At 67.8% G+C, this 25,420-nt stretch carries 25 protein-coding genes and 2 tRNA genes; 11 read left to right on the top strand and 16 right to left on the bottom strand.

Annotation, left to right across the window (positions count from 1 at the left end; all coding sequences use genetic code 11):
- Positions 1-67: 67 nt before the first annotated feature.
- The 4 genes from ACQ5J0_RS00945 to ACQ5J0_RS00930 are packed head-to-tail and all read right to left on the bottom strand — an operon-like array spanning position 68 to position 4,413.
- Positions 68-1,180, bottom strand: a complete 1,113-nt coding sequence (locus ACQ5J0_RS00945) for a mechanosensitive ion channel family protein (protein WP_462568659.1) — start codon at positions 1,178-1,180, stop codon at positions 68-70.
- Positions 1,177-2,382, bottom strand: coding sequence for a cystathionine beta-lyase (gene metC, locus ACQ5J0_RS00940; RefSeq protein WP_462568658.1), 1,206 nt, complete (start codon positions 2,380-2,382; stop codon positions 1,177-1,179). Before metC ends, ACQ5J0_RS00945 begins: the two co-directional genes overlap by 4 nt.
- Positions 2,379-3,230 carry a sulfurtransferase gene (locus ACQ5J0_RS00935; protein ID WP_462568657.1) on the bottom strand — a complete coding sequence of 284 codons (852 nt, stop codon included), beginning with the start codon at positions 3,228-3,230 and terminating at the stop codon, positions 2,379-2,381. Before ACQ5J0_RS00935 ends, metC begins: the two co-directional genes overlap by 4 nt.
- 40 nt (positions 3,231-3,270) lie before the next feature.
- Positions 3,271-4,413, bottom strand: a complete 1,143-nt coding sequence (locus ACQ5J0_RS00930; protein ID WP_462568656.1) for a hypothetical protein — start codon at positions 4,411-4,413, stop codon at positions 3,271-3,273.
- A gap of 118 nt (positions 4,414-4,531) precedes the next feature.
- On the opposite strand from ACQ5J0_RS00930, the gene queF reads away from it, so the two are divergent.
- Positions 4,532-4,990 (top strand): preQ(1) synthase, encoded by a 459-nt coding sequence (gene queF, locus ACQ5J0_RS00925; RefSeq protein WP_462568655.1) that lies wholly within the window; start codon positions 4,532-4,534, stop codon positions 4,988-4,990.
- Positions 4,990-5,793 carry a DUF1499 domain-containing protein gene (locus tag ACQ5J0_RS00920; RefSeq protein WP_462568654.1) on the top strand — a complete coding sequence of 268 codons (804 nt, stop codon included), beginning with the start codon at positions 4,990-4,992 and terminating at the stop codon, positions 5,791-5,793. Before queF ends, ACQ5J0_RS00920 begins: the two co-directional genes overlap by 1 nt.
- A gap of 24 nt (positions 5,794-5,817) precedes the next feature.
- Here ACQ5J0_RS00920 and ACQ5J0_RS00915 read toward each other — a convergent pair.
- From ACQ5J0_RS00915 to ACQ5J0_RS00905, 3 genes are all read right to left on the bottom strand, one after another.
- Positions 5,818-5,893, bottom strand: a tRNA-Thr gene (locus tag ACQ5J0_RS00915).
- Between the two features lie 54 nt (positions 5,894-5,947).
- Entirely contained in the window at positions 5,948-6,826 is an 879-nt protein-coding gene (locus tag ACQ5J0_RS00910) for a hypothetical protein (protein ID WP_462568653.1), read from the bottom strand.
- The gene (locus tag ACQ5J0_RS00905) at positions 6,823-8,148 is read right to left on the bottom strand and encodes a replication-associated recombination protein A (RefSeq protein ID WP_462568652.1); all 1,326 of its coding nucleotides are present in this window, start codon (positions 8,146-8,148) and stop codon (positions 6,823-6,825) included. Before ACQ5J0_RS00905 ends, ACQ5J0_RS00910 begins: the two co-directional genes overlap by 4 nt.
- Before the next feature lie 123 nt (positions 8,149-8,271).
- Between ACQ5J0_RS00905 and ACQ5J0_RS00900 the strand changes: the two genes are divergently transcribed.
- The gene (locus ACQ5J0_RS00900) at positions 8,272-8,727 is read left to right on the top strand and encodes a hypothetical protein (RefSeq protein ID WP_462568651.1); all 456 of its coding nucleotides are present in this window, start codon (positions 8,272-8,274) and stop codon (positions 8,725-8,727) included.
- A 7-nt stretch (positions 8,728-8,734) separates the two neighbouring features.
- Here the strand turns inward: ACQ5J0_RS00900 and ACQ5J0_RS00895 are convergent, their stop codons facing one another.
- Positions 8,735-9,886, bottom strand: a complete 1,152-nt coding sequence (locus tag ACQ5J0_RS00895; RefSeq protein ID WP_462568650.1) for a glycosyltransferase family 4 protein — start codon at positions 9,884-9,886, stop codon at positions 8,735-8,737.
- Positions 9,887-10,089: 203 nt separating this feature from the next.
- On the opposite strand from ACQ5J0_RS00895, the gene ACQ5J0_RS00890 reads away from it, so the two are divergent.
- The 3 genes from ACQ5J0_RS00890 (at position 10,090) to ACQ5J0_RS00880 (ending at position 14,180) form a co-directional block, all read left to right on the top strand.
- Positions 10,090-11,250: a phosphoserine transaminase gene (locus tag ACQ5J0_RS00890; protein WP_462568649.1), complete on the top strand. Its 1,161-nt coding sequence runs from the start codon at positions 10,090-10,092 to the stop codon at positions 11,248-11,250.
- 98 nt (positions 11,251-11,348) lie between these two features.
- Entirely contained in the window at positions 11,349-12,932 is a 1,584-nt protein-coding gene (gene serA / locus ACQ5J0_RS00885; RefSeq protein WP_462568648.1) for a phosphoglycerate dehydrogenase, read from the top strand.
- Between the two features lie 117 nt (positions 12,933-13,049).
- Positions 13,050-14,180 carry an ATP phosphoribosyltransferase regulatory subunit gene (locus tag ACQ5J0_RS00880; protein WP_462568647.1) on the top strand — a complete coding sequence of 377 codons (1,131 nt, stop codon included), beginning with the start codon at positions 13,050-13,052 and terminating at the stop codon, positions 14,178-14,180.
- On the opposite strand, the gene ACQ5J0_RS00875 is transcribed toward ACQ5J0_RS00880, so the two are convergent.
- Positions 14,177-14,992 (bottom strand): aldo/keto reductase, encoded by an 816-nt coding sequence (locus tag ACQ5J0_RS00875; protein WP_462568646.1) that lies wholly within the window; start codon positions 14,990-14,992, stop codon positions 14,177-14,179. The two genes, ACQ5J0_RS00880 and ACQ5J0_RS00875, sit on opposite strands and share 4 nt — an antisense overlap.
- A 121-nt stretch (positions 14,993-15,113) precedes the next feature.
- On the opposite strand from ACQ5J0_RS00875, the gene ACQ5J0_RS00870 reads away from it, so the two are divergent.
- The 3 genes from ACQ5J0_RS00870 to ACQ5J0_RS00860 all read left to right on the top strand — a co-directional run bounded on the left by ACQ5J0_RS00870 (position 15,114) and on the right by ACQ5J0_RS00860 (position 18,016).
- Positions 15,114-16,403 (top strand): adenylosuccinate synthase, encoded by a 1,290-nt coding sequence (locus ACQ5J0_RS00870; RefSeq protein ID WP_462568645.1) that lies wholly within the window; start codon positions 15,114-15,116, stop codon positions 16,401-16,403.
- Between the two features lie 62 nt (positions 16,404-16,465).
- Entirely contained in the window at positions 16,466-16,966 is a 501-nt protein-coding gene (locus tag ACQ5J0_RS00865) for a L,D-transpeptidase family protein (RefSeq protein WP_462568644.1), read from the top strand.
- Positions 16,967-17,044: 78 nt separating this feature from the next.
- On the top strand, positions 17,045-18,016 hold the full coding sequence (locus ACQ5J0_RS00860; protein ID WP_462568643.1) for a winged helix DNA-binding protein: 972 nt from the start codon (positions 17,045-17,047) through the stop codon (positions 18,014-18,016).
- A gap of 10 nt (positions 18,017-18,026) precedes the next feature.
- Here the strand turns inward: ACQ5J0_RS00860 and ACQ5J0_RS00855 are convergent, their stop codons facing one another.
- From ACQ5J0_RS00855 to argH, 4 genes are all read right to left on the bottom strand, one after another.
- Positions 18,027-18,800: a precorrin-2 dehydrogenase/sirohydrochlorin ferrochelatase family protein gene (locus ACQ5J0_RS00855; protein ID WP_462568642.1), complete on the bottom strand. Its 774-nt coding sequence runs from the start codon at positions 18,798-18,800 to the stop codon at positions 18,027-18,029.
- Positions 18,797-20,056, bottom strand: coding sequence for a diaminopimelate decarboxylase (lysA, locus tag ACQ5J0_RS00850; RefSeq protein WP_462568641.1), 1,260 nt, complete (start codon positions 20,054-20,056; stop codon positions 18,797-18,799). Before lysA ends, ACQ5J0_RS00855 begins: the two co-directional genes overlap by 4 nt.
- 78 nt (positions 20,057-20,134) lie before the next feature.
- Complete coding sequence (locus ACQ5J0_RS00845) at positions 20,135-20,374, bottom strand: hypothetical protein (RefSeq protein WP_462568640.1); 240 nt, start codon at positions 20,372-20,374, stop codon at positions 20,135-20,137.
- Positions 20,371-21,747, bottom strand: a complete 1,377-nt coding sequence (gene argH / locus ACQ5J0_RS00840) for an argininosuccinate lyase (RefSeq protein ID WP_462570149.1) — start codon at positions 21,745-21,747, stop codon at positions 20,371-20,373. Before argH ends, ACQ5J0_RS00845 begins: the two co-directional genes overlap by 4 nt.
- Positions 21,748-21,763: 16 nt before the next feature.
- Here argH and ACQ5J0_RS00835 point away from each other — a divergent pair, with 16 nt between their 5' ends.
- Positions 21,764-22,321, top strand: coding sequence for a TlpA family protein disulfide reductase (locus tag ACQ5J0_RS00835; RefSeq protein ID WP_462568639.1), 558 nt, complete (start codon positions 21,764-21,766; stop codon positions 22,319-22,321).
- Positions 22,322-22,359: 38 nt separating this feature from the next.
- Here ACQ5J0_RS00835 and ACQ5J0_RS00830 read toward each other — a convergent pair.
- A tRNA-Val gene (locus ACQ5J0_RS00830) sits at positions 22,360-22,435 on the bottom strand.
- Positions 22,436-22,512: 77 nt separating this feature from the next.
- Between ACQ5J0_RS00830 and ACQ5J0_RS00825 the strand changes: the two genes are divergently transcribed.
- Positions 22,513-23,490 carry an asparaginase gene (locus tag ACQ5J0_RS00825; protein ID WP_462568638.1) on the top strand — a complete coding sequence of 326 codons (978 nt, stop codon included), beginning with the start codon at positions 22,513-22,515 and terminating at the stop codon, positions 23,488-23,490.
- Positions 23,491-23,532: 42 nt separating this feature from the next.
- Here the strand turns inward: ACQ5J0_RS00825 and ACQ5J0_RS00820 are convergent, their stop codons facing one another.
- Both ACQ5J0_RS00820 and truA read right to left on the bottom strand, forming a co-directional pair.
- Positions 23,533-24,645, bottom strand: coding sequence for a zinc-binding dehydrogenase (locus ACQ5J0_RS00820; protein ID WP_462568637.1), 1,113 nt, complete (start codon positions 24,643-24,645; stop codon positions 23,533-23,535).
- Positions 24,642-25,418 (bottom strand): tRNA pseudouridine(38-40) synthase TruA, encoded by a 777-nt coding sequence (truA, locus tag ACQ5J0_RS00815; protein WP_462568636.1) that lies wholly within the window; start codon positions 25,416-25,418, stop codon positions 24,642-24,644. The genes ACQ5J0_RS00820 and truA overlap by 4 nt, the downstream gene beginning before the upstream one ends.
- Between the last annotated feature and the right edge of the window lie 2 nt (positions 25,419-25,420).

Here is a 25,420-nt window from a genome sequence, read left to right as displayed (position 1 = left end):
CGCCAATCAGAATGCTTGCGCGCCGGCACAGTTCAGCTTTTGAAATGTGGGCTAGCCGCCCGCGAAGCTAGTCTTTGCCGCCGTCCGCGTCCGCAGCCTGGCGCTGAGCCAGCGCCTCGATCAACCGTTCGAACTGATCGCTGTCTCGGAGATTGATGTCGCGCTGCGGGAAGGGAATTTCGATGTCGTGCTCCTTGAACAGCCACCACAACCGCTTGAGCACGGCAGAGCGGACATTGCCGACGCCTTCCTCGGGGTCCTGAATCCAGGTGTGGATCACGAAATTGACCGACGAATCTCCATACTCGCTCATCCACACGGTGGGCGGCGGGGTCTTGAGCACACGGGGCGCGTCCTTCGCCGCTTCGAGCATCAGCTCCTCGGCCTTCTTCATGTCCGCGCCGTAGCTGACCCCGACCGGGATCTGCATGCGTACGTTCTTGGAGGAATAGGACCAGTTCTCGACCTGATTGATCATCAGGTTCTCGTTGGGAATGAGATATTCGCGCTGATCGCGGGTGGTGACCGAAACCGCGCGCACACCGATCTTGCGGATCTGGCCGAAGGTCTCCTTGCCGGTGGTGTCGGCAACGGCGATCACGTCGCCCGGCTTGATCGACTTGTCCATCAGCAGGATGATGCCGGCGATCAGATTGCCGAAAGTCTTCTGCAGGCCGAAACCGATCGCGAGACCGAAGGCGCCCGAGAACACCGCCAGCGCGGTGAGATCGATCCCGAGCAGATCGATGCCGATGAAGAAGGCCATCCCCCACACGGCAATGGTAAGGATTTTGCGACCGAGCAGCTGCTGGGTGTCGTCGAAACCGGTGAACCGGCGCAGGATCCAGTTCAGCGATCGGGTCGTAAGCCAGGCGAGGGTGAGGACGAAGGCAAGGATCGCCAGCACCACCAGCACATCCCACAGCGAAAGACGGAAATCGCCGACGCTGACTGCCAGCGCATCGAGCGTGTTGAGGAAATCTCCCGCAACCTCGCTTTGCGCCGAGACCCGCTCGCGGATATCTTCCGAAGCTGCGACGCTGTCGGCGAGCGGGGCCGGTTCGGCGAGGCTCCAGGCCTGTTCGACCGGGGCCTCATCGACGGGCACCTCGTCGAGCGACGTGGCTTCGCCGTTGGCGTCGGAGGCATCGGCAGGAGTCGGCATCGTCGTGACGGTCATCTTCTGTCCATGGCGGCGAAGGCCTGTGCGAGATCGGCGATGAGGTCCTGGGCATCCTCGAGCCCGATCGACAGCCGGATGGCGTATCGATCGCCTTCGTGCCAGCCCGGCCGGGGCCAGTCCATCGCTGCGCGGACAGGTTCCACATCGAAGGGCAGGGCGAGGCTCTCGAACCCGCCCCAACTGTAGCCGATGCCGAACAGTTCGAGCGCGTCGATCAGGCGGCAACGTGCCGCGTCGTCGCGGTCCGAGAGCACGAAGCTGAAGAGACCGCAGCCGCCGCTGAAGTCGCGCTGCCAAAGTGTGTGTCCGGGGTCGCCCGGCAGCATGGGGCACAGCACATGCGCGACCTCGGGACGCGCCGAGAGCCATTCGGCCAGAGCGAGCGCGGTGGCGCTTGTGCGCTCGAGCCGCAGCTTCATGGTGCGAAGGCCCCGCAGCGCCAGCGCCGCATCGTCGGGGGATACCACATGGCCCAGATCCTGCGCGGTCCGCCGCAGCGCGCGATACCAGCGCTCGCCCGCGCTCGCGGCGCCCATCATCAAATCCGAATGCCCTCCGACATGCTTGGTCAACGCCTGCACCGTAATATCGCAGCCGTGCTCCAGCGCCGGGAAGCCCAGCGCGGTGGCCCAGGTGTTGTCGATCAGGCTTACCGCGCCGCGCTCGCGCGCTTCGGCGGCGAGCGCGGGAATATCGCAGACCTCCATGGTCAGGCTGCCGGGGTTCTCCAGCCACACCGCGCGGGTCCGCTCGCAGAAAGCCGCGCGATAGGCGCCGAGATCGAGCGGGTCGAAGAATCGCGCTTCGACGCCGAGCCGCTCGAGTAGCCCCTTGGCCATGGTGCGGCTGGGGTCGTAGGCGTTGTCGGCGACCAGTAGGACCTCGCCGGGCTTCACCACCGCGAGCAGCGCACCCGCGATGGCAGCGACACCGCTGGGGTAGAGCACGGTACCATACGCCCCCGGTTCGATTGCGGTGAGCGCCTCGGCCAGCGCCCATTGCGTCGGCGATCCGCGGCGACCGTAGAAGAAACTGCCGTCGGTATTGCTCTTCACGCCCGCGCGCAGCGCGGCGCAATCGGCGTAGAGATGCGTGCTGGCGCGATAGACGGGCGGGTTGACCACATTGGGATCGGGGCTGCGGCCGCCGGTGACCAGACGGGTTGCTGGCGAGAGTTCCTTGCCGTTAGTCTTGCTCATGCTGCGGTCGGCGCTCCGGTTTCCTTGGGGGTGGCCGGATCGGCGCCCCATTCCGCCCAGCTGCCGTCGTAGAGCGCGGTGTCCTCGACCCCGGCCAGATGCAGCGCGAACAGCAACACCGAAGCGGTCATCCCGCTGCCGCAACTGGCGGTGATCGGGTGCTCGAGATCGAGCCCGGCATCGCGGAAGGCGCGGCGCAATTCGCCGGGCGATTTGTAGGTGCCGTCGGGGGCGAACAGGTCGCGGAAGAAGAGGTTGCGCGCACCGGGGATATGGCCGCCCTCGAGCCCGTGGACCGTATCGGCGCTGGTGCCGAGAAAGCGCGCCGCATCGCGGGCATCGACGACCTGCTCGGCGCGGGTTTCGAGATTGGCGAGCATGTCGGATTTGGTGCGGACCCGCCGGGCGGGCTCGGAGGCGGCGAAATCCGAGGGCGGAGTTTCGACGGTTCCGGCTTCGGTCGCGCGGCCCTCGGCTCGCCACTTGGCCAAACCGCCATCGAGGACGGCCACATCGGTCAGTCCGAAGAGGCGGAAGATGAACCAGCCGCGCGCCGCGCTGGCGATCGCGCTGTCGTCGTAGAGGACGATCCGGCTCGTCGGCGCTATCCCCAGCGCGGCGGCGCGTTTCGCGAACTGAGCACGGGTGGGCAGCGTGTTGCCGACCGGGGCCTCCGGATCGTGCAGGCTCGGCAGGTCGAGAAAACGCGCCCCGGGAATATGCGCGGCGAGGAACTCGGCATGCGCATCGCGGGCTGCATCGGGCAGGTGCTTGCTGGCATCGAGCACGACGAGATCGGGCTCGCCCAGATGCGCAGCCAGCCATTGCGTCGAAACCAGTGAGTCCATCGCCTTCGACTAGCGGTCCGGCCCGGCCTAGTCGAGCGCGCTAGTCGAGCAGTCTTTGCGCGAGCGGTTCGTAGCCGCGCGGTCCCTCGTCGAGCCGGAACGGCTGGAGCCGGCTGCTGCCGCTCGTGCCCTGCTGGCCGATCGCCAGCGTTTGGGCTTGCGGCTCGATCCCCTCGGCGGTGGTGCGCAGCCGCAGCAACGGCACCAGCAGCGGTGTGGCGCCCTGCCGCAGGATCCCGGCCTGGCTGAGCTGCAATTGCACCTTGCCTTCGAACCGAGCGGACTGGCCGGGGGCGAGCCGGGGCATGGTGTGGCGCGGCTCGAGCGCGGTCGTGGCCATGGCGACCTGTTCCTCGACCGGGCGGTCGCCGCTGGCGGACCCCAGATCGGCCTCGATCACCACATCGGTCAGCGCCTCGGTCCCGCGGTTGAGCACGGTGAGGCGATAGGTGAGCGTCGCCGCCATCACGCTGCGGCTCAAGCGGATCGCTTCGGGTCTCAGCGTCAGCGCGGCGCGCGGCGCGGCGAGGGCTAGACCACCGTCCTTGCGCACCACCGGCGGCTCGATCCGCAGCGGCGCGGGCGAGCGGCGCCGCCACCAGACCGCCGCAGCCGCCAGGGCTGCAAGCGCGGCCAGACCTGCGAGCCACCACCATGCGGGTGTGCCTTCACCCTCGGTCGTTGCGTTCTCGGATGCAGTCTCGGGCGCCGGAACCGTGGCGGCGGACCGGGTGTCGAAGGAAGGGGAGGCGGCCTCGCCGGGCAGGATCTGGCTCCCGGTCGGCGGGGGTGCGGGCGAAGCGGTCGCGGCGCTTTCGGGGGTCGGCAGGCTCGGCGGAGCTGCAGGGGCTTCGCGGTTGGCGGGCAACGTGAGCGTGGGGGTCGCCTGCGGGCGCGGGGTGGGGGCCGGGCTGGGTACCGGGCTCCGGACCGGGCTCGGCGTCGGCGTTGCCGTCGGCCTCGCGGCGGGGGTCGGCACCGGCGTCACGATCGGGCGCGGAACCGCGGGCACGCCGTTTTCGACATCGATCGGGCCCTGCACCGTCGGGGTCGGGGTGGGCGAAGGGTTGGGCGGCAGCTGGAAATCCTGCACCGATTGCGCGGATACCGTGGCGGGCACGGCCACGGGTCCGGCGGCGAAGGCCAGGGCGAGCAGTGAAGTTGTGGATGGGAAGCGGGTCATTGCCAAGCTTGCATAGGGAGGAACCGAGCGTGTCGGGAAGCCGCGCTGAATAGGCGGTGAAGCCCCGGCTTCCAAGCGATCGCTTGCGCATAAGTGTCGGAAGCGGCAGGAGCGCGGCATGGGCACCACACCAAACCCCAAATTCCTCGGTCAGGACAGTTCGCTTCCCGCCTCGCCGGAAGCCGCCGAACTCGACTACGTCCCCAATCCGCGCCGCGGCGAGCTCTATCTGGTGCGCTTCGCCGCCCCCGAATTCACCTCGCTGTGCCCGGTCACCGGTCAGCCCGATTTCGCGCATCTCGTGATCGACTACGCTCCGGGCGAAACCATCGTCGAATCCAAGAGCCTCAAGCTCTTCCTCGGCAGTTTCCGCAACCATTGCGGCTTTCACGAGGATGTGACGGTCGGAATCGGCAAACGGCTGTTCGACGAGATGCGTCCCAGATGGCTGCGGATCGGCGGCTATTGGTATCCGCGCGGCGGCATACCGATCGATGTCTTCTGGCAGAGCGCCGCTCCGCCGGAGGCGCTCTGGCTGCCCGATCAGGGCGTCGCATCCTATCGAGGGAGGGGTTGATGAAAAACCACCTGCACAGACTGCCCGAATACGCTCTCTGGCTTTCGCTGGCGGTTTTGGCCTGGTTCGCCTTCGCGGTGTTCGCGCCCAAGATCGGGTTGATCGGCTGGCAGACCGGCTTCGGCTTCATGACCGTGACCGCGGGACCGATCCTGCTCGCGATCGCCGCCCTGGTGGCGGTGGTGGCGCTGGCGCTGGCCTATTTCCGCAAGCCGCGCGGGGTATGGTGGAAAGCGGGGCTCGCGCTCGCGATCCCGGCAGTGCTGTTCGCCGGGCTGCTGTCGGTGCGCGCGCAGGGCGAAGCCGCCCCGCCGATCCACGACGTTTCGACCGACGTCTACGACCCGCCGCAGTTCTCCGCGCAAACGCTGGCGATGCGCGAGGAATGGGGCGCCAATCCGCTCAACGACTATGCGACCCCGCTCGGCCAGCTCGAAATGTGGCAGGACCGCGTCGATCCGGACATGGCGATCAAGACGCATGCCGATGTCATCGCCGAGAATTACGGCGATCTGCAGCCGATCGCCACGCAGCAGGTCAGCCAGCAGCGCGCGCTCGACGCCGCGGTCGCCGCGATGGCCGATATCGGCCTGCAGGACATCCGCCGCGACCCCGCCACGGGGACGGTCGAGGGCGTGGCCGAAACCTTCGCCTACGGTTTTCGCGACGATGTGATCGTGCGGATCCGCGACGGCCGGATCGACATGCGCTCGGCCAGCCGGGTGGGCGTCTCGGATCTGGGCTACAACGCCGAACGGCTGCGCGAGCTATCGAAGGCGATCCGGCAGCGGCTGGGGAACTGAGTCGGGTTGTGAAGGCGGGAATGATGGTGCCGGCTAGAGGATTCGAACCCCTGGCCCCCTGATTACAAATCAGGTGCTCTACCAACTGAGCTAAGCCGGCGTCGTCGCCCACATGCAGCGGAGCGGCAGGGCGAACTCACCACGCGCCTTTCGATCAGATCGCGCCGAAAGTCCAGCCTTCGGTGCGCGCGATCTCCCGGGTCAGCCCGGCGGGTTTCCAGCGGTGCGGATCGCCGGCGACCTGGCGCAGCCAGGCGGCGGCGAGCAGCGCATCGGTGGCGTGATCGTCGATCGGCCCGCTGCCCTCGACCTGCGGCGAGCCGAGCGCCGCCAGCGCCTCGTTCAAGGCCTCGTAGCTGCGCATCTTGGCCCGCCCGGCGCTGCGCCCCGCCTCGCGCGCGGCGAGCGAGGTGTAGATTTCGACGATCACCGAGCCGGTGTCCTTGGTCGAATCGACCGGCCAGACCGGCAGATGGCCGCGCAGCCGATGCAGCATTCGCATGCCGGTGAGCGAGGATTTGCCCACCTGCGCCGCGCCGACGAGGTTGAAATTGGAATAGGGCTTGCAGCCCATCGCCGCCTGCGCGTGTTCGGTCACCCGGAAGCGCCCGCGGCCATGCGAGGCGTCGTCGCACCCGAAGCGCGCGCCGGTCTCGCTGCCATCGCGGAAAAAGGGGCGGATCGCGGGATGCGCGACCACGCTGTTGGCCGTTAGGTGCGGTTCGTCGCCGGCGATCTCGTCCACCAGCGCCCATAGCGCGGGTGCATCCGCCGGCGTGTACGCCCAACCCGGAAAATAGGCGCCGCAGTCCGCGCTGGGCAGCGCGATACCAAGATCGAGGCCCACCAAAGTGTCCGGCGGCAGATCGTCGCGCAGGATGGCGAGCACTTCGGCGCGGCTCCACCCCCGTCTGGCCTCGACCAGCACCGGCGGCCCACCGCGCGCATCCGCCAGCGCCAGCGCGATGCCCTTGTGCCGCTCGCCCTTGGCGCCGGACCAGTCGATGGCGAGAAAATGTGAGAAACGGCTCACCCGCGCTCGCGCCGCAGCTTGTCCCAATAGTCCATCCGCCTGGCGATCTCGCGCTCGAAGCCGCGCTCGACCGGCGCGTAATAGCTCTGCGGCTCCATCTCTTCGGGCCAGTAATCGTCGCCCGAAAAGCCGTCCTCGGCATTGTGGTCGTAGCTGTAGCCCGCGCCGTAGCCGATGTCCTTCATCAGCTTGGTGGGGGCGTTGAGGATGTTGGCTGGCGGCATCAGGCTGCCGGTTTCCTTGGCGCTCTTCCACGCGGCCTTCTGCGCCTTGTAGACCGCGTTGGATTTGGGCGCGGTGGCGAGATAGAGACAGGCCTGCGCCAGCGCCAGCTCGCCCTCGGGGCTGCCGAGGAACTCATAGGCGTCGCGCGCCGCCATGCACTGGGTCAGCGCCTGCGGGTCGGCGAGACCAATGTCCTCGACTGCCATCCGCACCAGACGCCGCGCGAGGAAGCGCGGCTCCTCGCCCGCGGTGAGCATTCGCGCGAGGTAATAGAGCGCAGCCTGCGGATCGGAGCCGCGCACCGCCTTGTGGAGCGCGGAGATGAGATTGTAATGCCCGTCGCGGTCCTTGTCGTAGACCGCCACCCGGCGCTGGAGGAACTGGCCGAGCTCGGCGGGGCCGAGCGGCTGTTCGAGCTGCGCGTGGTAGAGCGTTTCGGCCTGGTTGAGCAGGAACCGCCCGTCGCCATCGGCGCTGGCGACCAGCGCATCGCGCGCGGGATCGGTGAGCGGGAGCGGCCCTTCGAGCGCGACCGCGCGGTCGAGCAGCTGGCCCAGTGCGTCGGCACCCAGACGGTGGAGGATGAGCACCTGCGCGCGGCTGAGCAGCGCGGCGTTGAGGGCGAAGCTGGGGTTCTCGGTGGTGGCGCCCACCAGCGTCACCGTGCCGCGTTCGACGAAGGGCAGGAAGCCGTCCTGCTGCGCGCGGTTGAAGCGGTGGATCTCGTCCACGAACAGCAGCGTTCGCTGACCCGCCTCGGCGGCGCGGTCGGCGGCGGCGAAGGCCTTCTTGAGATCGGCGACCCCGGAGAAGACCGCGCTGACGCTCTCGAAGCGCATGCCCACGCTGTCGGCGAGCAGCCGGGCGATGGTGGTCTTGCCGGTGCCGGGCGGGCCCCAGAGGATCATCGAGGAGAGGCGCCCCGCGGCGACCATCCGGCCGATCGGACCTTCGGGGCCGGTGAGATGGTCCTGCCCGATGACCTCGCCGAGCGCGGCGGGGCGGAGCCGGTCGGCGAGCGGGGCATCCTCGCGGGCTTGGGCGCGGGCGGGGGGTGTCGACACTTGTGACACGGTGTCGGGGAAGAGATCGGCCATCGCGGCTATGTAGGGAATGCCGAGGGAGAATCCATCATTGCGGGTCCCTTGGGGGATTTGCCAAGCCGCTTTTCAGTCGGAGCGGGTCGGAGTAAGTTGACGCTTCGGAGCAAGGGGGGTATCATGACGACACTTGCGGTAAGAACGCCGTGGCATCTGTGGGCGGTGGGCTTTATCTCGCTGGCGTGGAATGCCTTCGGGGCGAACGACTACCTGCAGACCCAGTTGGGCAATCTCGATTACCTGGAGACCATGATGGCGGGGATGGGGGTGAGCGCCGAGGATGCGCTGGCCTATTTCAACGTATTTCCGGGCTGGGTCCATGCGTTCTGGGCAATGGGCGTCTGGGGCAGCGTGCTCGGTTCGGTCCTGCTGCTGTTGCGGCTGCGCTACGCGGTGTGGGCCTTTGCGCTGTCGCTGCTCGGTCTCGCGGGCACGGCTTTTTACCAGCTCACCAGCGAACAGCCCGAGTGGGCGAGCGGCGGGACGAGTATGATCATGTCGCTCGTGATCTGGGCGCTCGCCAGCTTTCTGCTGATCTATGCGGTCAGCATGAAGAACAAGGGCGTATTGCGCTGAACCTGGCTCAGCCGCGCTGCGCCATCAGGCGCAGATAAGTGTCGACCACCGCCTGGTTGATCGTATCCCAGGAATAGGCGCGGGCGCGCTGTTCGCCGGCGGCGCCATGCGCGTGCAGCAGATCGGTGTCGGTGCAATAGGGCGCCAGCGCGCGCGCGAAGGCGGCGGCGTCGCCCGGCGGCACCAGCGCGCCGGTCTCTCCGTCCACCACTAGGCTCGCCGCTCCGGTCGCGCCCGCCGCAACCACCGGCAGCCCGCTGGCCATGGCTTCGAGCGTGACATTGCCGAAGGTCTCGGTGACCGAGGGGTTGAAGAAGACATCCGCGCTCGCCAGCGCCCGGCCCAGATCGCCGCCGGTCTGGAAGCCGACGAAGCTCGCGCCCGGCAGCGCCTCCTCGAACCAGCCACGCGCCGGTCCGTCGCCGATCACCAGCACCCGGTGCGCCACTTCTATGCGGCGCAATTCGGCGATCGCTTCGGCGAAAGTGTCGAGTCCCTTCTCCATCACCAGCCGCCCGAGGAAGGCGATCGCGACCTCGTCATCTGCGATGCCCTCCGCGCGGCGCCATTCGAGGTCGCGCCGCGAGGGATCGAAGATCGTCCGGTCCACCCCGCGCGACCAGATCGTGATGTCGTGATGCATCCGCTGCGCCTTCAATTCGGCGATCTGGCTTTCCGAGGGCGCGACCAGCGCGTCGCAGCGGGTGTAGAAGCGGCGCAGATAGGCCTCGATCACGGGCTCCAGAAACCCGAGCCCGTAATAGCGCGGATAGGTCTCGAAGCGGGTGTGGACCGAGGAGAGCACCGGAATCCCCTGCCGCCGCGCCCATTTGAGCGCCGCGCGGCCGCCCGGATCGGGCGAGGCGATATGCATCATATTGGGCGCGAATGCCGCCAGATCCGCCTTTACGGCCGCATCGATCCCGGTCGCCATGCGGTATTCGCCGCGACCCTTCACCGGCATGCGGATATTGGGCAGGCCGACGAGATCGCCGGTGGGTTCGAAATCGGGTTCGGGCACGGTGGGGGCATAGACGCGCACCGCCGCGCCCTGCGCGAGCAGATAGCCCACCAGCCGGTTCAGGGCCTGGTTCGCCCCGTCGCGGGTGTAATTGTAATTGCCGCTGAACAGGGCGATGCGAAGATCGGTAACATCCATGCTGCGCGCGCCCATAGGCGAGCCGCGAAGCTTTGGCGAGACAGGACGTTGCGCCGAAAACCGGTCCGCTGCGCTCACCGCGTCTCGCAACCGCCCTGTCGCTGCAATCTCGTTTCGTGTTGACTTGCTGCGGCGCAACATTAGGTCCGGCTCCGGGCCACGCGGTCCCAACGCCGCGCGAGCTCTCTGCGAGGAGAGAATACATGACTGCCACTACCGAACCGGCCCTCAAGCCGGAGCGTCCCTATTTTTCATCGGGACCCACCGCCAAGTTTCCAGGCTGGGCCTTTTCCAAATTCCAGACCGAATCGCTGGGGCGCTCGCACCGGTCGAGCGTGGGCAAGGCGCGGCTGAAACACGCCATCGACCTGTCCAAGGAATTGCTAGGCATTCCCGAGGACTATCTGGTCGGCATCATGCCCGGCTCCGACACCGGCGCGCTCGAATGCGCGATGTGGACGATGCTGCACCCCGATCGCCCGGCGACCGTCGCGGCCTGGGAGAGCTTCGGCAATGTCTGGATCCAAGACGCGGTCAAGCAATTGAAGTTGCCGAAGCTGACGACGCTCGACGCCGATTACGGCCAGATCCCCGATCTCGACTCGATCCCCCAAGGCGACGACGTCGTCTTCACCTGGAACGGCACCACCTCGGGCGCCAAGATCCCGAACACCGACTGGCTTGCGCCGGGCCGCGAGGGCGTGACGATCAACGATGCCACCAGCGCGGTCTTCGCGATGGAGATGGACTGGCCCAAGCTCGATGCCACCACCTACAGCTGGCAGAAGGTGATGGGATCGGAGGCGCAGCACGGGATGCTGATCCTCAGCCCCAAGGCGGTCGAGCGGATCGAGCAGACCGATCCGCAATGGCCGCTGCCCAAGCTGTTCCGGCTCAAGAAGGGCGACAAGCTCAACCGCGCGATCTTCGAGGGCGCGACGATCAACACCCCCAGCATGCTGGCGACCGAGGATTACATTCTCGCGCTCGAATGGGCCAAGTCGATCGGCGGGCGCAAGGCGATGTTCGAACGCGCCGATGCCAATGCCAAGATCGTCACCGACTGGATCGAGGCGACGCCGTGGCTGCGCAACATGGTCCCCGACCCGGCGCAGCGCACCAACACCGGCGTGTGCTTCGTCTTCCAGGGTGATTACTACGAAAGCCTCACCGAGGAGGAGCAGGCCAAGGTCCCCTCGCGCATCGCCAAGATGCTCGAGGAGCGCGATGTCGGCTATGATTTCAACGGCTATCGCGACGCCCCGCCGAGCCTGCGGATCTGGTGCGGCGGCACGGTCGAGCAGGAGGATCTCAAGCGCCTCCTGCCCTGGATCGAATGGGCCTACGCGCGGCTGCAGGCCTAGCGCCGCGTCCCCGCGAAGGCGGGGACCTCAGGCCATTTCTTTGTCAGTAATTGCACGAGGTCCCCGCCTGCGCGGGGACTCACACGGGATATCAGACCATGACCAAGCCCAAAGTCCTCATTTCCGACAAGATGGACCCCAACGCCGCGCGGATCTTTGCCGAGCGCGGCTGCGAGGTCGACGTGATCACCGGCGAGACGCCCGACGAGCTCAAGGCGCGGATCGACGATTACGACGGGCTCGCGATCCGCAGCGCCACCAAGGTGACGCAGGAGATCCTCGACGCCGCCACCAATCTCAAGGTCATCGGCCGCGCAGGGATAGGGGTCGACAATGTCGATATCCCCTATGCCAGCGGCAAGGGCGTGGTGGTGATGAACACGCCGTTCGGCAATTCGATCACCACCGCCGAACACGCCATCGCGATGATCATGGCGCTTGCCCGTCAGATTCCCGCCGCCAACGCGCGCACCCAGGCGGGCGAATGGCCCAAGAACGACTTCATGGGGGTCGAGGTCACCGGCAAGACGCTCGGGCTGATCGGCGCGGGCAATATCGGCTCGATCGTCGCCAGCCGCGCGCTGGGCCTGCGGATGAAGGTGGTCGCCTACGATCCCTTCCTCACCCCCGACCGCGCGGTGGAAATCGGGGTCGAGAAGGTCGATCTCGAGACGCTGCTGGCGCGCGCCGATTTCATCACGCTGCACACGCCGCTGACCGACGAGACGCGCAACATCCTTTCGGCCGAGAACCTCGCGAAGACCAAGCCGGGTGTCCGCATCGTCAACTGCGCGCGCGGCGGGCTGATCGACGAGGCGGCGCTCGCCGAGAAGCTCGCCAGCGGCCATGTCGCGGGCGCGGCGCTCGACGTCTTCGCCACCGAACCGGCGAAGGAAAGCCCGCTGTTTGGCCAGTCCAATTTCATCTGCACCCCGCATCTGGGTGCCTCGACCACCGAGGCGCAGGTCAATGTCGCGCTCCAGGTGGCCGAGCAGATGGCCGATTTCCTCGTCGATGGCGGGGTGACCAATGCGCTCAACATGCCCAGCCTCAGCGCCGAGGAAGCGCCCAAGCTGCGTCCCTATATGGCGCTCGCCGAGAAGCTGGGCAGCCTCGTCGGGCAGCTGGCGCATGGCAATCTGACCAAGATCAGCATCGAGCGCGAGGGCGCGGCCGCCGGGCTCAACGGCAAGCCGATCGCCGGCGCGGTGCTCGCGGGCTTCATGCGGCGCTATTCGGAAAGCGTGAACATGGTCAACGCGCCCTATCTCGCCAAGGAGCGCGGGCTCGAGGTCAGCGATGTCCGTCACGAGCGCGAGGGCATCTACCAGACGCTGCTGCGCGTGACGGTGGCGACCGAACAGGGCGATCGTTCGGTGGCGGGCACGCTGTTCGGCACCGATTCGCCGCGGCTGGTGGAGATCTTCGGCGTCGGCATCGAAGCCGCACTCGAGGGCCACATGCTCTATATCGTCAACGAGGACGCTCCGGGGTTCATCGGTCGAATTGGGACCTTGTTGGGGGAACATGAAATCAACATCGGCACCTTCCATCTCGGCCGCCGCGAGGCGGGCAAGGAAGCGACGCTGCTGCTCAGCGTCGATGCGCCGATCCCGCCCGAGGTGATCGCGGAGGCCTGCGCGCTCCAGGGCGTCAAGCTGGCCATTCCGCTGGCGTTCTGAGGCCCGGCACAAGCAAACCGCCCGTCCCGAGCTTGTCGAAGCACCGCTTTATCTTCTAGCGCGGCTGCGCAATGATGAACGGTCCCCGGCAGGCTCGGGGCGAAGCGAGTGAGAGCTATGACGAGTCCCGATACTGCGCCTGCCGACGACCTGCTTCCCGAGGGTCTGGAAGACCGCCTGCCGCGCGAGGCGGCGGCGGCGACCCGCGCGATGCGCGCGATTCTTTCGGCGATGGATGGGCATGGCTACGACCGGGTGCGCCCGCCGCTGATCGAGTTCGAAAAGTCGCTCGCGGGGCGGATGGAGGGGGTTCACACCCGCCGGATGGTGCGCTTCACCGATCCGATCAGCCTGCGCACGCTGGCGCTGCGGTCGGACATGACGGTGCAGGTCGGGCGGATCGCCGCCACAAGGATGGCGGGCGCGCCGCGTCCGCTGCGGCTGTGCTATGGCGGCGAGGTCGCCACGATCCGGTCCGATCACCTCGATCCGGCGCGGCAGCGGCTGCAGCTCGGCGCCGAACTGATCGGCAGCGACAGCGTCGAGGCGGCGGTGCAGATCGTGCTGCTGGCGCTGGAGTCGCTCGAGGCCGCGGGCGTGGCGAACGTCTCGGTCGATTTCACCCTGCCGGATCTGGTCGACACGCTTGCCGAAGCGGCGTTTCCGCTGGACGACGACCAGGTCGAGGCGGTGCGCCGCGAGCTCGACACCAAGGATGCCGGCGGGCTGGCGCAGGTGCCCGGCGGACAGGCCTATCTGCCACTGCTCTATGCCGCGGGCCCCTTCGACGCGGCGGTCGAACGGCTGGCGGCGATCGACGCCAGGGGCGCGCTCGCCAGCCGGATCAAGGGTCTGCGCAGCATCGCGGCGGCGGTCGGCGACCGCGCACGGCTGACGCTCGATCCCAGCGAGCGCCACGGTTTCGAATACCAGAGCTGGTTCGGCTTCACGCTCTACGCCGATGGCGCGCGCGGCGCGCTGGGGCGCGGCGGGACCTATTCGATCAAGGGCAGCGACGAGGTCGCGACCGGTTTCTCGCTCTATATGGAACCGGTGCTGGATGCGCTGGGTGGCGGCGGCGAGGAGCTACGCCCGGCAGTGTTCCTCGCGCTCGGTCACGACCGCGCCGCTGCCGCCGCGCTGCGCGCCATGGGCTGGCGCACGCTGGCGGCGGTGGGCGACGATGACGATGCGGCAGCGCTGGGCTGCACGCACCGGCTCGAGGGCGGGGCGGCGGTTCCGCTCTAGCAGAACTCGCTGGGGTCGGGGCCCATCCTTCCATCCGCGCTGTCGAGCGCGTCGATCCGCTCCATCTGTTCGTCCGAGAGTTCGAACGACAGCGCCTTGAAATTGGCCTCGATATGGCCCCGGCTGCTCGCCTTGGGGATCACCGCGAGCCCGTGTTGGATATGCCAGCGCAGGATCACCGCGCTGGCGGGCTGGCCGGTCTCCTCGGCGATCGCCTTGATCGCGGGGGTGTCCAGCCCGTCGCCTTGGCCGAGCGGCGACCAGCTCTGCGTGACGATGCCCAGTTCCTTGTGGAGCTGGCGCAATTCGCGCTGCTGGAAGCTGGGATGCAGCTCGATCTGATTGACCGCGGGCGTCACGCCGGTCTCGTCTATGATCCGGCGCAGATCCTGTTCGCGGAAGTTCGACACGCCGATCGACTTGGCCTTGCCCTCATCGCGCAGTTCGATGAACGCTTTCCAGGTATCCACGAACTCGCCCTTGTCGGGGCAGGGCCAGTGGATCAGCAGCATGTCGACAAGATCGCGGCCCAGCCGATCGAGGCATTTGTCCGCCGCCTTCTTGGCGCGATCGAAACCCTGGCTGTCGTTCCAGACCTTGGTCTGGAGGAAGATGTCGGCCCAGTCGCCCACGCCTTCGCCCACGCCCTTCTCGTTCTGGTAGATTGCGGCGGTATCGACCAGCCAGTAGCCGACATCGAGCGCGGTGCGGACTGTCTCGGGCGCGTCGGCGTCGTCGATCTTGTAGGTGCCGAAACCGAGCTGGGGGATCCGGCGGTCGTCGTTGAGCGTGAGGGTGGGGTAATCGGTCATGGGGTCTCCTTTGCCCTGACAATGGCGCAGCGCCGCCAAGTATCCCGAAACGCGCTTGCCCTGCCAAGGGCCAGCGCCTACCTGCCGCACCGTTTGTTCTCTACCGGGTGAATTCTGCCAGATGGCCAATGTTACCGTGATCGGCGCCCAATGGGGCGATGAAGGCAAGGGCAAGATCGTCGACTGGCTCGCCAGCCGCGCGGATGCCGTGGTGCGTTTCCAGGGCGGGCACAACGCCGGCCACACGCTGGTGGTGGGCGAGACCGTCTACAAGCTCAGCCTGCTGCCCAGCGGCATCGTCACCGGCACGCTCAGCATCATCGGCAATGGCGTGGTGCTCGATCCGTGGCATCTCAAGGCCGAGATCGCCAAGCTGGAGGGGCAGGGCGTCTCGATCACGCCCGAAAATTTTGCGATTGCCGACAATTGCGCGCTGATCCTGCCGCTCCACCGCGACCTCGACGGACTGCGCGAGACCGCGGCGGGCGCGGGCAAGATCGGCACCACCGGGCGCGGGATCGGCCCGGCCTACGAGGACAAGGTCGGCCGCCGCGCGATCCGCGTGTGCGACCTCGCCCACCTCGACCATCTCGAGCCGCAACTCGACCGCCTGTGCGCCCACCACGATGCGCTGCGCGCCGGGTTCGACCAGCCGCCGATCGACCGGGCCGCGCTGCTTGCCGAGCTGCGCGAAATCGCTCCCTCGGTGCTGCAATACGCGCAGCCGGTGTGGAAACGGCTCAAGAAGGTGCGCAAGGCCGGTGCGCGGATCCTGTTCGAGGGCGCGCAGGGCGTGCTGCTCGACGTCGATCACGGCACCTATCCCTTCGTCACCAGCTCCAACACCGTCAGCGGCACCGCCGCGGCGGGCAGCGGGCTGGGGCCGGGCAGCACCGGCTATGTGCTCGGCATCGTCAAGGCCTACACCACGCGGGTCGGCTCGGGCCCGTTCCCGACTGAGCTCGACGACGAGATCGGCCAGCGGCTGGGCGAGCGCGGCCATGAATTCGGCACCGTCACCGGGCGCCAGCGGCGGGTCGGCTGGTTCGATGCCGTGCTGGTGCGCCAGACCTGCTCGATCTCGGGCGTGACCGGTATCGCGCTGACCAAGATCGATGTGCTCGACGGGCTCGAGCAGGTGAAGATCTGCACCGGCTACCGGCTGCACGGGAAGGTCTACGACTACTTGCCCAGCCATGCCGCCGATCAGGAGGCGGTCGAGCCGATCTACGAGACGATGGACGGCTGGCACGAATCGACCGCGGGCGCGCGCAGCTATGCCGAACTGCCTGCCAATGCGATCAAATACATCCAGCGCGTGCAGGAACTGATCGAGACCCCGGTGGCGCTGGTCAGCACCAGCCCCGAGCGCGACGACACCATCCTGATGCGCGATCCGTTCGAGGATTGACTCGCGGATCGCCGTGGGCGCGGTTGCGCAGCGGTCGAGCTGGCGGCATTGTGGCTGGAGCCATGCGTAGCCTGCTTACCCTGCTGCTGCTCGTCACGATCGCTGTCTCCGGCGAGGAATCCGCCCGCGCCGAGAACGTCCCGACCGCCGACTTCGTGCTGGTCGACAAATCGGAACGCACACTGTGGCTGTATTCGCAGGGGCGGGTGGTTCACAGCGTGGCCGGCTTGCAGTTCGGCAACGCGCCGCGGGGTCATAAGCGGTTCGAGGGCGACGAGCGGACCCCCGAGGGTCGCTACACGATCGACTTCGGCAATCCGCAGTCGCGCTTCTTCCTCAGCCTCCGAATCTCTTACCCCAATGCCGCCGATCGCGCCTTTGCGCAGTTGCATGGGCGCTCGCCCGGCGGCGACATCTTCATCCATGGCCAGCCGAACGGTTCGCCCGACGACCGGCGCGTGGCAGGCGACTGGACCGACGGCTGCATTGCGCTGACGAATGCGGAGATCGAACTGCTGTGGCGGATGGTGCCCGATGGAACGCCGATTGAAATCCGGCCCTGATCATCGGGTGCAATTGCTCCATTCTTGACTCATTCCCGCTATGTTCTACTCCTGTTCACCCAAACAGGAGCGATTCGCATGGCCCAGCTTGCCTATCTTCACGAGGGTGTCGAACCTTTGCAGGCGGAGGGCGATCCGGTGTTCGCGCTCACGCTCTCGCTGTTCGGAGCGGACGAGCGCAGGCTGATCCATCTTGCCGAGGACGCCCGCGCTTGCGGGTTGGCGGCGGGCAAGCCGCAGCCGTTGGAAAGCCTGCTCGAAGGATCGGGCGGGGTGCTGGGCGATGTGGTGGTTGCCGATTGTCCGCAGATCGATGCCGGCAAGCTGGCGGCACTGATCCGGCTCGACGAGCGGGTGGCGCGCGCGGGGGCGCGACTGATCGTCGCGACCTCGGCGGAAGCGCTCGAGGATGTCTTCGGTTGTCTCGACCGCTCGCGCCCGCAAATTCTGATCGGTGCCCAGCGCGCCGAGGGGCTGGTGGCGCTGGGCGCGGCACTGGCGCAACTGCCCGGTCGCCGATTGCGCGAAGACGACGGCGAGGAGCGCATGATGCTGCTGCGGCTGACCGAGCAGGTCGTACGAATTGCCGAAAAGCTCGACCGGCTGGCGCCGGGAGCGGATGGAGGAGCGCTGCGCGCGCCCGAGAGGACATTCCGCCCGGCGGGTGACGAGCGCGATTTCCTGCGTCGACCGCGCCCGCCCTTGCCCGATCCGCGGCTGGTCAGGGGCATCATCCGCGACCGGCGTCGGCGCGCCAAGTATTTCGACGACGAAATGTTCGCCGATCCGGCATGGGACATCCTGCTCGATCTGACCGTCGCGCGGGCCGAGCATCGCCGCGTGTCGGTCTCCTCGCTGTGCATCGCCGCCGGGGTCCCGCCCACCACCGCATTGCGATGGGTGGCGCAGATGGTGGAGAGCGGCTTGCTCGAGCGTACGCAGGATCGGGAGGACAAGCGCCGTGCCTTCATCGCGCTAAGCGATCGAACCGCCGATGCGATGGCGCGCTATTTCGCCGAGGTGGACAGCGGTCGCGAAACCGCGATCTGATCCGCGCTGGTCACGGTGCAGCGCGACGCAATACGATCGTCAGCCCGTTCCCGGGTGGTTCGCACGGCAGGGCCATTCGCCTCGCATCGGCGCGCGCGCGGATCAGGATTGCTTCGGCGACAGCCGAATCGTGCAGCACCGTGTCGGCCATTCCGAGCAGCCGCGCCTGCCGCAGCGTGAGCTCGTCTGGGTCGTTGCCGGCGAGTTCGATCTCGATAACCTGCGCGCCCTGCGGCTCGGTGGCATCCGCCAGCCAGCTCTCGACCCGCTCGGCGCTTCCGCCGGCGAGCGGATCGAGCGGGCCGTGCTCGGACAGCGCGGCATCGATGGCGCGGCGGCGGTCGTCGCCATCGGGCCAGCGTGCGCGGAGCCGGTCCCTCGCTTCCGACAACCCGCTCGCGAGCGCGCCAAGTCCTGCGGGCAGCAGCCGCTCGAGCCGCAGCCGCAGATGCTTGGCGAGCCCGGCAGAGGCGCCGCCGGTGCCGACGGCGATCAGCACCGGTTCGCGCTCGAGCACGCTGGGGAGGGTGAAATCGCACAGTTCGGGCCGGTCGGCGACATTGACCAGCAGGCCCAGCCGCTTGAGCCGCAGCGCCGCCGCCTCGGCCTTGCGGCCATCCTCCAGCGCGACGAAAGCCAGCCGCGCGTGATGCGCCTCGGCCTCGCTGCAGATCTCGCCCCCGGCGCGCTCGACCAGCCGCTGCTTGGCCTCGGCCATGCCGCCGCTGCCGACCAGCACCACCTTCGTGCCCGCGATGCGGTGGAAGAGCGGCAGGCTGTTCACGCCAGCCAGTCGGGCATGCGCTCGGCGTCCATGATGGCGCTGGGCGCGATCCGGTCGGCGACCACGGCGAAGCGGTCGCCATCGACCAGCACCTCGGCGACGAAGCCGCGCGAATTGTAGGACGAGGCCATGGTTGCGCCATAGGCGCCCGCGGTGCGGAACACCGCCAGCTCGCCACTGGTCAGCGCATCGCATTCGCGGTCCATAGCGAAAGTGTCGCCGGTCTCGCAGATCGGCCCGACGATATGCGCGGTCGTGCGCTCGCCGGTGGGTTCGACCGCGTCGAAATCGTGCCAGGCGCCGTAGAGAGCGGGGCGTGCGAGATCGTTCATCGCCGCGTCGACGACCACGAAGGGATGCGTCAGCCCGCGCTTGACCCGCACCACGCGGGTCAGCAGCACGCCGGCATTGCCCGCGATCACCCTTCCGGGCTCGAACATCAGCCGCACGTCCCAGTCCTTGGTCACCCGCGCCACCATGGCGCCGTATTCGGCCGGGGCGGGGAGCACTTCGCCCGCGCGGTAGGGGACGCCGAGACCGCCGCCGAGATCGGCGTGGGTGACCTTGCAGCCGCCAGCGCGCAGTTCGCCGATCAGCGCGCCGACCTTGCCGAAGGCGGTTCCGAGCGGCTCGAGGCTGGCGAGCTGGCTGCCGATATGGACCGCGATCCCGCGCATATCGAGCCCGTCTTCGCGCGCGAGCGCGGTGTAGATCTCGGCGGCGCGGTCGAGCGGCACGCCGAACTTGTTCTCGCTCTTGCCGGTCGAGATCTTCTCATGCGTGCGCGCATCGATATCGGGGTTCACCCTGAGCGCGCAGCGCGCGACCTTGCCCGCGCGGCGCGCGATGGCTGCGAGCTCGTAGCCCTCTTCCTCGCTCTCGATGTTGAACTGGCCGATATCCTCGCGCAGCCCCTGTTCGAGCTCGCCATGGGTCTTTCCGACCCCGGAAAAGACGATGTCGTCCGGCTTCATCCCCGCGGCCAGCGCACGGATCAGCTCGCCGCCCGAGACCACATCCGCGCCATAGCCCTGCCGCGCGAGCACGCGCAGCACCGCGAGGTTGGGATTGGCTTTCACCGCGAAGGCGATGTGGGGATTGTCGAGCGGTGCCAGCGCCTCGCGGAAGACCGCGGCGTGGCGCTCGATCGTGGCGCGCGAATAGACATAGACGGGGGTGCCGACCGCCTCGGCGATCGCGGGGAGCGGCACGTCTTCGGCGTGGAGGACGCCGTCGCGGAGAGTGAAATGGTCCATCGCGGCGCCGCATGCCGCGATGCTGCGTCCAAGTCGAGTTATCTGTGCTTTCCGGGCAGCAAGCTAACCGGCGGCAAGCTATTCGGGAGGCAGGTCGAACGGATCGTCCTGGCGTTCCTCCGAACGGCGACGCAGTTCGACGCTGCGCTCGGGCGCGGCCTGCGGATCGAGTTCGAGCAGCTCCGCGGCATCGGGCGGGGTGCTGCTGCCATAGGGCGCGACGGGGAGCGTGGCGCCCGGTGCGGGCGTCAGCGCGGCCTGCTGTCCGCAGGCGCCCAGCGCCAGCAGCGCTCCGATGGCGGCGAGTGTGCGTGTCATTCGTCGATCCCCAATTCGCGGCGCGCCTCGGCCACGCGCTGTCTTACCTGCTCGGGCGCGGTGCCGCCATAGGAGCTGCGCGCCGCGACCGAGGCATCGACCGAGAGCGCGGCAAACACGCGCTCGTCGATGCGCGAGTCGATCGCTGTAAGCTCGTCCAGCGACAGCGCGTCGAGCGCTAACCCGCGGCTCTCCGCCAGCCGCACCGCCGCCCCGGTGATGTGATGCGCCTCGCGGAAGGGGATGTCCGCCTCGCGCACCAGCCAATCGGCGAGATCGGTCGCGGTGGCATAGCCCAGCTCGGCCGCCTGCCGCATTCGTGCGACCTCGAAGCGGCTGTCCGCGATCATGCCGGCGGCGGCGGCGAGGCACAGGTCGAGCAGGCCCGCGGCCTCGAACACCGGCGGCTTGTCGTCCTGCATGTCCTTGGAATAGGCCAGCGGCAGGCCCTTCATCGTCACCATCAGCGCGGTCGCGCAGCCGATAATCCGCCCGGAATGGCCGCGCACCAGCTCGGCGGCGTCGGGGTTCTTCTTCTGCGGCATGATCGAGCTGCCGGTCGAGAGCGTGTCGGGCATGCGCACGAAGCCGAAGGGCTGGCTCGCCCAGATGATCAGCTCCTCCGCCAGCCGCGAGAGATGGATCGCGCACTGGCTCGCGGCGGCGAGGTAATCCATCGCAAAATCTCGGTCAGAGACTGCATCGAGACTGTTGCGCGTTGGGCGGGCGAAGCCCAGCGCGCGGGCGGTCGCCTCGCGGTCGATCGGGAAGCCGGTCCCCGCCAGCGCCGCGCTGCCCAGCGGGCATTCGTCCATTCGCGCGCGGGCATCGGCGAAACGGCTGCGGTCGCGCCGCGTCATCTCGTAATAGGCCAGCAGGTGATGGCCCAACGTCACCGGCTGCGCGGTCTGCAGGTGCGTGAAGCCGGGCATGATGGTGTCGGCGTGCTCGCCTGCGCGCGTCACCAGCGCATGCTGGAGCGCATCGATCCCGGCCTCGGCGCGGAGCATCGCCTCGCGCATCCACAGCCGGAAATCGGTCGCCACCTGGTCGTTGCGGCTGCGCGCGGTGTGCAGCCGCCCTGCCACCGGGCCGACCAGTTCGGCCAGTCGCGATTCTACGGTCATGTGGATGTCTTCCAGGTCCCAGTCTTCGGGCACACCGTCGCGCTCGTATTCGGCGGCGATGGTCTGCAGACCCTCGTCGATCGCCTTCGCGTCCTTCGCGCTGACGATATCCTGCGCCGCCAGCATCGCGACATGCGCGCGACTGCCGGCGATATCCTGCCGCCACAACGCCTTGTCGAAGGGGATCGAGGCGTTGATTTCGCGCATGATCGCGCTAGGCCCTTCGGCGAACCTGCCTCCCCACATCGTATTGGAAGCCTGCTTGTCCCGCGTCTCGCTCACAATCGCCACCATCCTCATCGCCGGTCTCGGCCTGGCCGGCTGCGATAGGGGAGCGCCCGAGGGGGCGCAAGAAAGCTCGGGCGCCGTGGTCGCGGGCCGGATAGATCGCAGCCAGGCGGGGGAGCTGATGCCCGCGGTCAATCTGGTCGATCCTGCGGGCCGGGTTCTTAATCTCGGCGCGCTGCAGGGCACGCCGGTGCTGCTCAACCTGTGGGCCACCTGGTGCGCGCCCTGCGTCAAGGAAATGCCGCTGCTCGACAAGCTGGCGGGCGATTACGGAGAGGAACTGACCGTGATCGCGGCAAGCCAAGACCTCCAGACCGAGAAGGTCCAGCCCTTCTTCGAGGAGACCGGGCTGGAGCATCTCGAACCTTGGATCGATCCCGAAACCCAGCTTTCGATGGCGCTGGCACAGGCGCTGCCGACCACAGTTCTTTACGACGGTGCGGGCCGCGAGGTCTGGCGGGTTGCGGGCGAACTGGATTGGTCCGCACCGGAAGTGCGCGCTGCGATCGACGAGGCTCTGGCAGCGCAATAACTGCGCAGACCGGCTTCAGCGTTTTCAGGAGACTTCCGTGGTGGGCGCTGACGGGCTCGAACCGCCGACCCTCTCGGTGTAAACGAGATGCTCTACCAACTGAGCTAAGCGCCCCACGGGCTGCCCACATAGCGGGCTCGGGTGCAAAATCAATTGCCGTTGCGTGCGCCGCGCGGCTAGGCGCGGCAGCGATGACCGTGAAGCTCACCGTACTCGCCACCGGCGGCACGATCGCCGGGATCGCCGGCTCGGCGACCGCCAGCGATTACAACGCCGGCCAGATCGCGATCGAGGACTATCTCGAGGATGTCGCCGGGCTCGGTCTCGAGGCGGAGCTCACCGCACAACAAATCGCCAATATCGATTCGGCGGACATCGGACAGTTGGTCTGGAACGACCTCCACCGCGCGGCGCGCGCGGCGCTGGCCGATCCCGAATGCGACGGCGTCGTCATCACCCATGGCACCGACACGCTGGAGGAAACCGCCTTTCTGCTCGACCTGACGCTGCCCGCCAGCAAACCCGTGGTGATGGTCGGCGCGATGCGGCCCGCCGATGCGGTAGGCTATGACGGATTGCGCAATTTTGCCAATGCCATGCGCGTCGCGGGCGATCGCGAGGCCGCGGGGCGCGGTGTGCTGGTGGTGATGGGCGACAGGATTTTCGGCGCGCGCGACGTCCGCAAGGTGCGCACCCGCGGGACCGAAGCCTTTCGCGGTTTCCCGCGCGAATCGGTGGGGTTGGTCACGCCGTCCTCGCTCGAATGGTTCGGCGCGCCATGGCGGGCTGGCGATGAAGCGCAGTTCGCCTGGGTGGAAGCATTGCCCGAGGTCGCGATCGTCGCCGCCTATTCGGGCCTCTGCGGCGAAGCGGTGGCGCGCTGCATCGGGCCCGACACGCGCGGCGTGGTGGTGGCAGGCGTCGGCGAGGGCAACATGCCCAAAGCCGCGCGCCGCGAACTGGTTCGCCGCTGCGCCGAAGGGCTGCAGGTGGTCCGCGCCAGCCGTGCCGACGAGGGGCTGGTCGATGTCGAACCCGACGACGCCAAGAACGGATTCGTCGCCTCGCGGGCGCTCACTCCGGCGAAGGCGCGCATCCTGCTGCAATTGCTGATCGCCAGCGGTGAGAACGACCGCGCGGCGATCCAGCGCGCCTTCGACGGGCGCTGACAACCGGGTCCCCGCACCTGCGAGGACCCGGTCGCGACACGGCTAGCCGTTGGGCACGACGAGATATTTCTCGCCGGTCTTCATCGCGCGATAGTCGAGCACGGCGTTCTTGGTCAGCATTTCTTCCAGATTGACCTTGCGCTTGTACTTGCTGGCGAAGGTGGTGGTGAGGTTGTCGAGCACGCGCTTGCGCATCCGCACCACGGTTTCCATCCCCGCCTGCTGCAGGAACGGGGTCAAAAGCCAGCCCGACAGCGTCCAGCCGAAGCCATAGGCCGGGGTCAGCACGGTCGCGCCCATGTCGAGCCGTCCGTAGATATACATCTTCTTGGGCTGGTTCGAACCGTAACGGCTGAACTCGCTCATCTTGGAGACCGCGACCTGCTCCATCGCCTTGAAGCAGTGATCCACGGTCTGCCCGCCGCCGATCGGGTCGAAGCCGATGAAGGCGTCGGTCGCGTCGATCGCGCTGCGCAGCTGGGCCATGAAATCCTCGTCGGAGGAATTGACGACATGTTCGGCCCCCTGCGACTTGAGCAGTTCGACCTGCTCGCGCTTGCGGACGATATTGACCAGCTGCATCCCGTCCTCCTGGCAGATGCGGTTGAGCATCTGGCCCAGATTGGAAGCGGCAGCGGAATGGACGATCGCCTTGTGCCCTTCGGCGCGCGCGGTCTCGACGAAGCCCAGCGCGGTCATCGGGTTGACGAAGGCGCTGGCGCCGTCCTCGGCGGAGATATCGCCCAGCGGCAGGCACATGGCCGCCTCGGCGATGGCGTATTCGGAGAAGGCGGTGCCGGGGACGCAGGCGACCCGCTGGCCCATCAGCGCCTTGGCCATCTCGCCATCGCCGGTAGCCACCACCGTGCCCGCGCCCTCATTGCCGACGGGCATCCGCTGGTCGTGGCGGCCCTTGGAACCGGTGTTGAACGGCTCGGGCATCCGCGCGACGAGTTTGCCGGGAGAATAGTCCGCGTTCTCGAGATCCGCGGCACCGGTCAGCAGCGCGAGATCCGACGGGTTGATCGGCGCCGCCTCCATTTTGACCAGCACCTGATTGCCGGTGGGATCGGGGAAGGTGCTTTCGGCCAGTTCGACGGTCAGCGTGCCGTCGCTCGCGAGCGTGGTGAAGATCTGCTTGCCGGTCGTGGTCATCGGTCTCTCTCCTGTGGGGATTCTTTTGCTTGGTCGGGATAGATGGCTTCCATGAAGTAGAGGCCGTGAGGGGGTGCATTCAACCCCAGTCGCTGCCGGTCGCGCGCTTCGAGCGCGCTGACAAGCCTTTCCTCGCTCCAGCGGCCCATGCCCACCAGCGCCAGGCAGCCGACCATCGAGCGGACCTGATGGTGGAGGAAACTGCGCGCCGCGGCGTGGATGCGGATTTCCTCGCCCTCGCGTTCGACATCGAGCCGGTCGAGCGTCTTGACCGGGCTGCGGGACTGGCAATGCGCCGAGCGGAAGGTGGTGAAGTCATGCTGGCCGACCAGCAATTGCGCGGCGCGGTGCATGGCCTGGGCATCCACCTCGGGCACGATCTGCCAGGCCCGCTCGCGATCCAGCGTCAGCGGCGCGCGGCGGTTCACGATGCGATAGAGATAGCGCCGCTCGACACAGGCGAAGCGCGCGTGCCAGTCGTCGGACACCACCTCGCACTGCGTCACCGCGATCGGATCGGGGCGCAGATGCGCGTTGATCGCCCCCGTCAGCCGGAACGGCGTGAGGGCGGTGTCGATATCGCAATGGCAGCGCATCGCCACAGCATGGACCCCGGCGTCGGTCCTGCCGGCGCTGTGCAGCGCGACCTGCTGCCCGGTCACCCCGTGGATTGCCGCCTCGACCGAGCGCTGGATGCTGGGGCCGTCCTTCTGGCGCTGGAAGCCGAAGAAGGGGCCGCCGTCGAATTCGAGAGTGAGCGCGAAACGGGGCATGC

This window comes from Qipengyuania sp. SM2512 (genome assembly GCF_054954005.1).
This window is presented reverse-complemented; position numbering and strand designations above follow the sequence as displayed.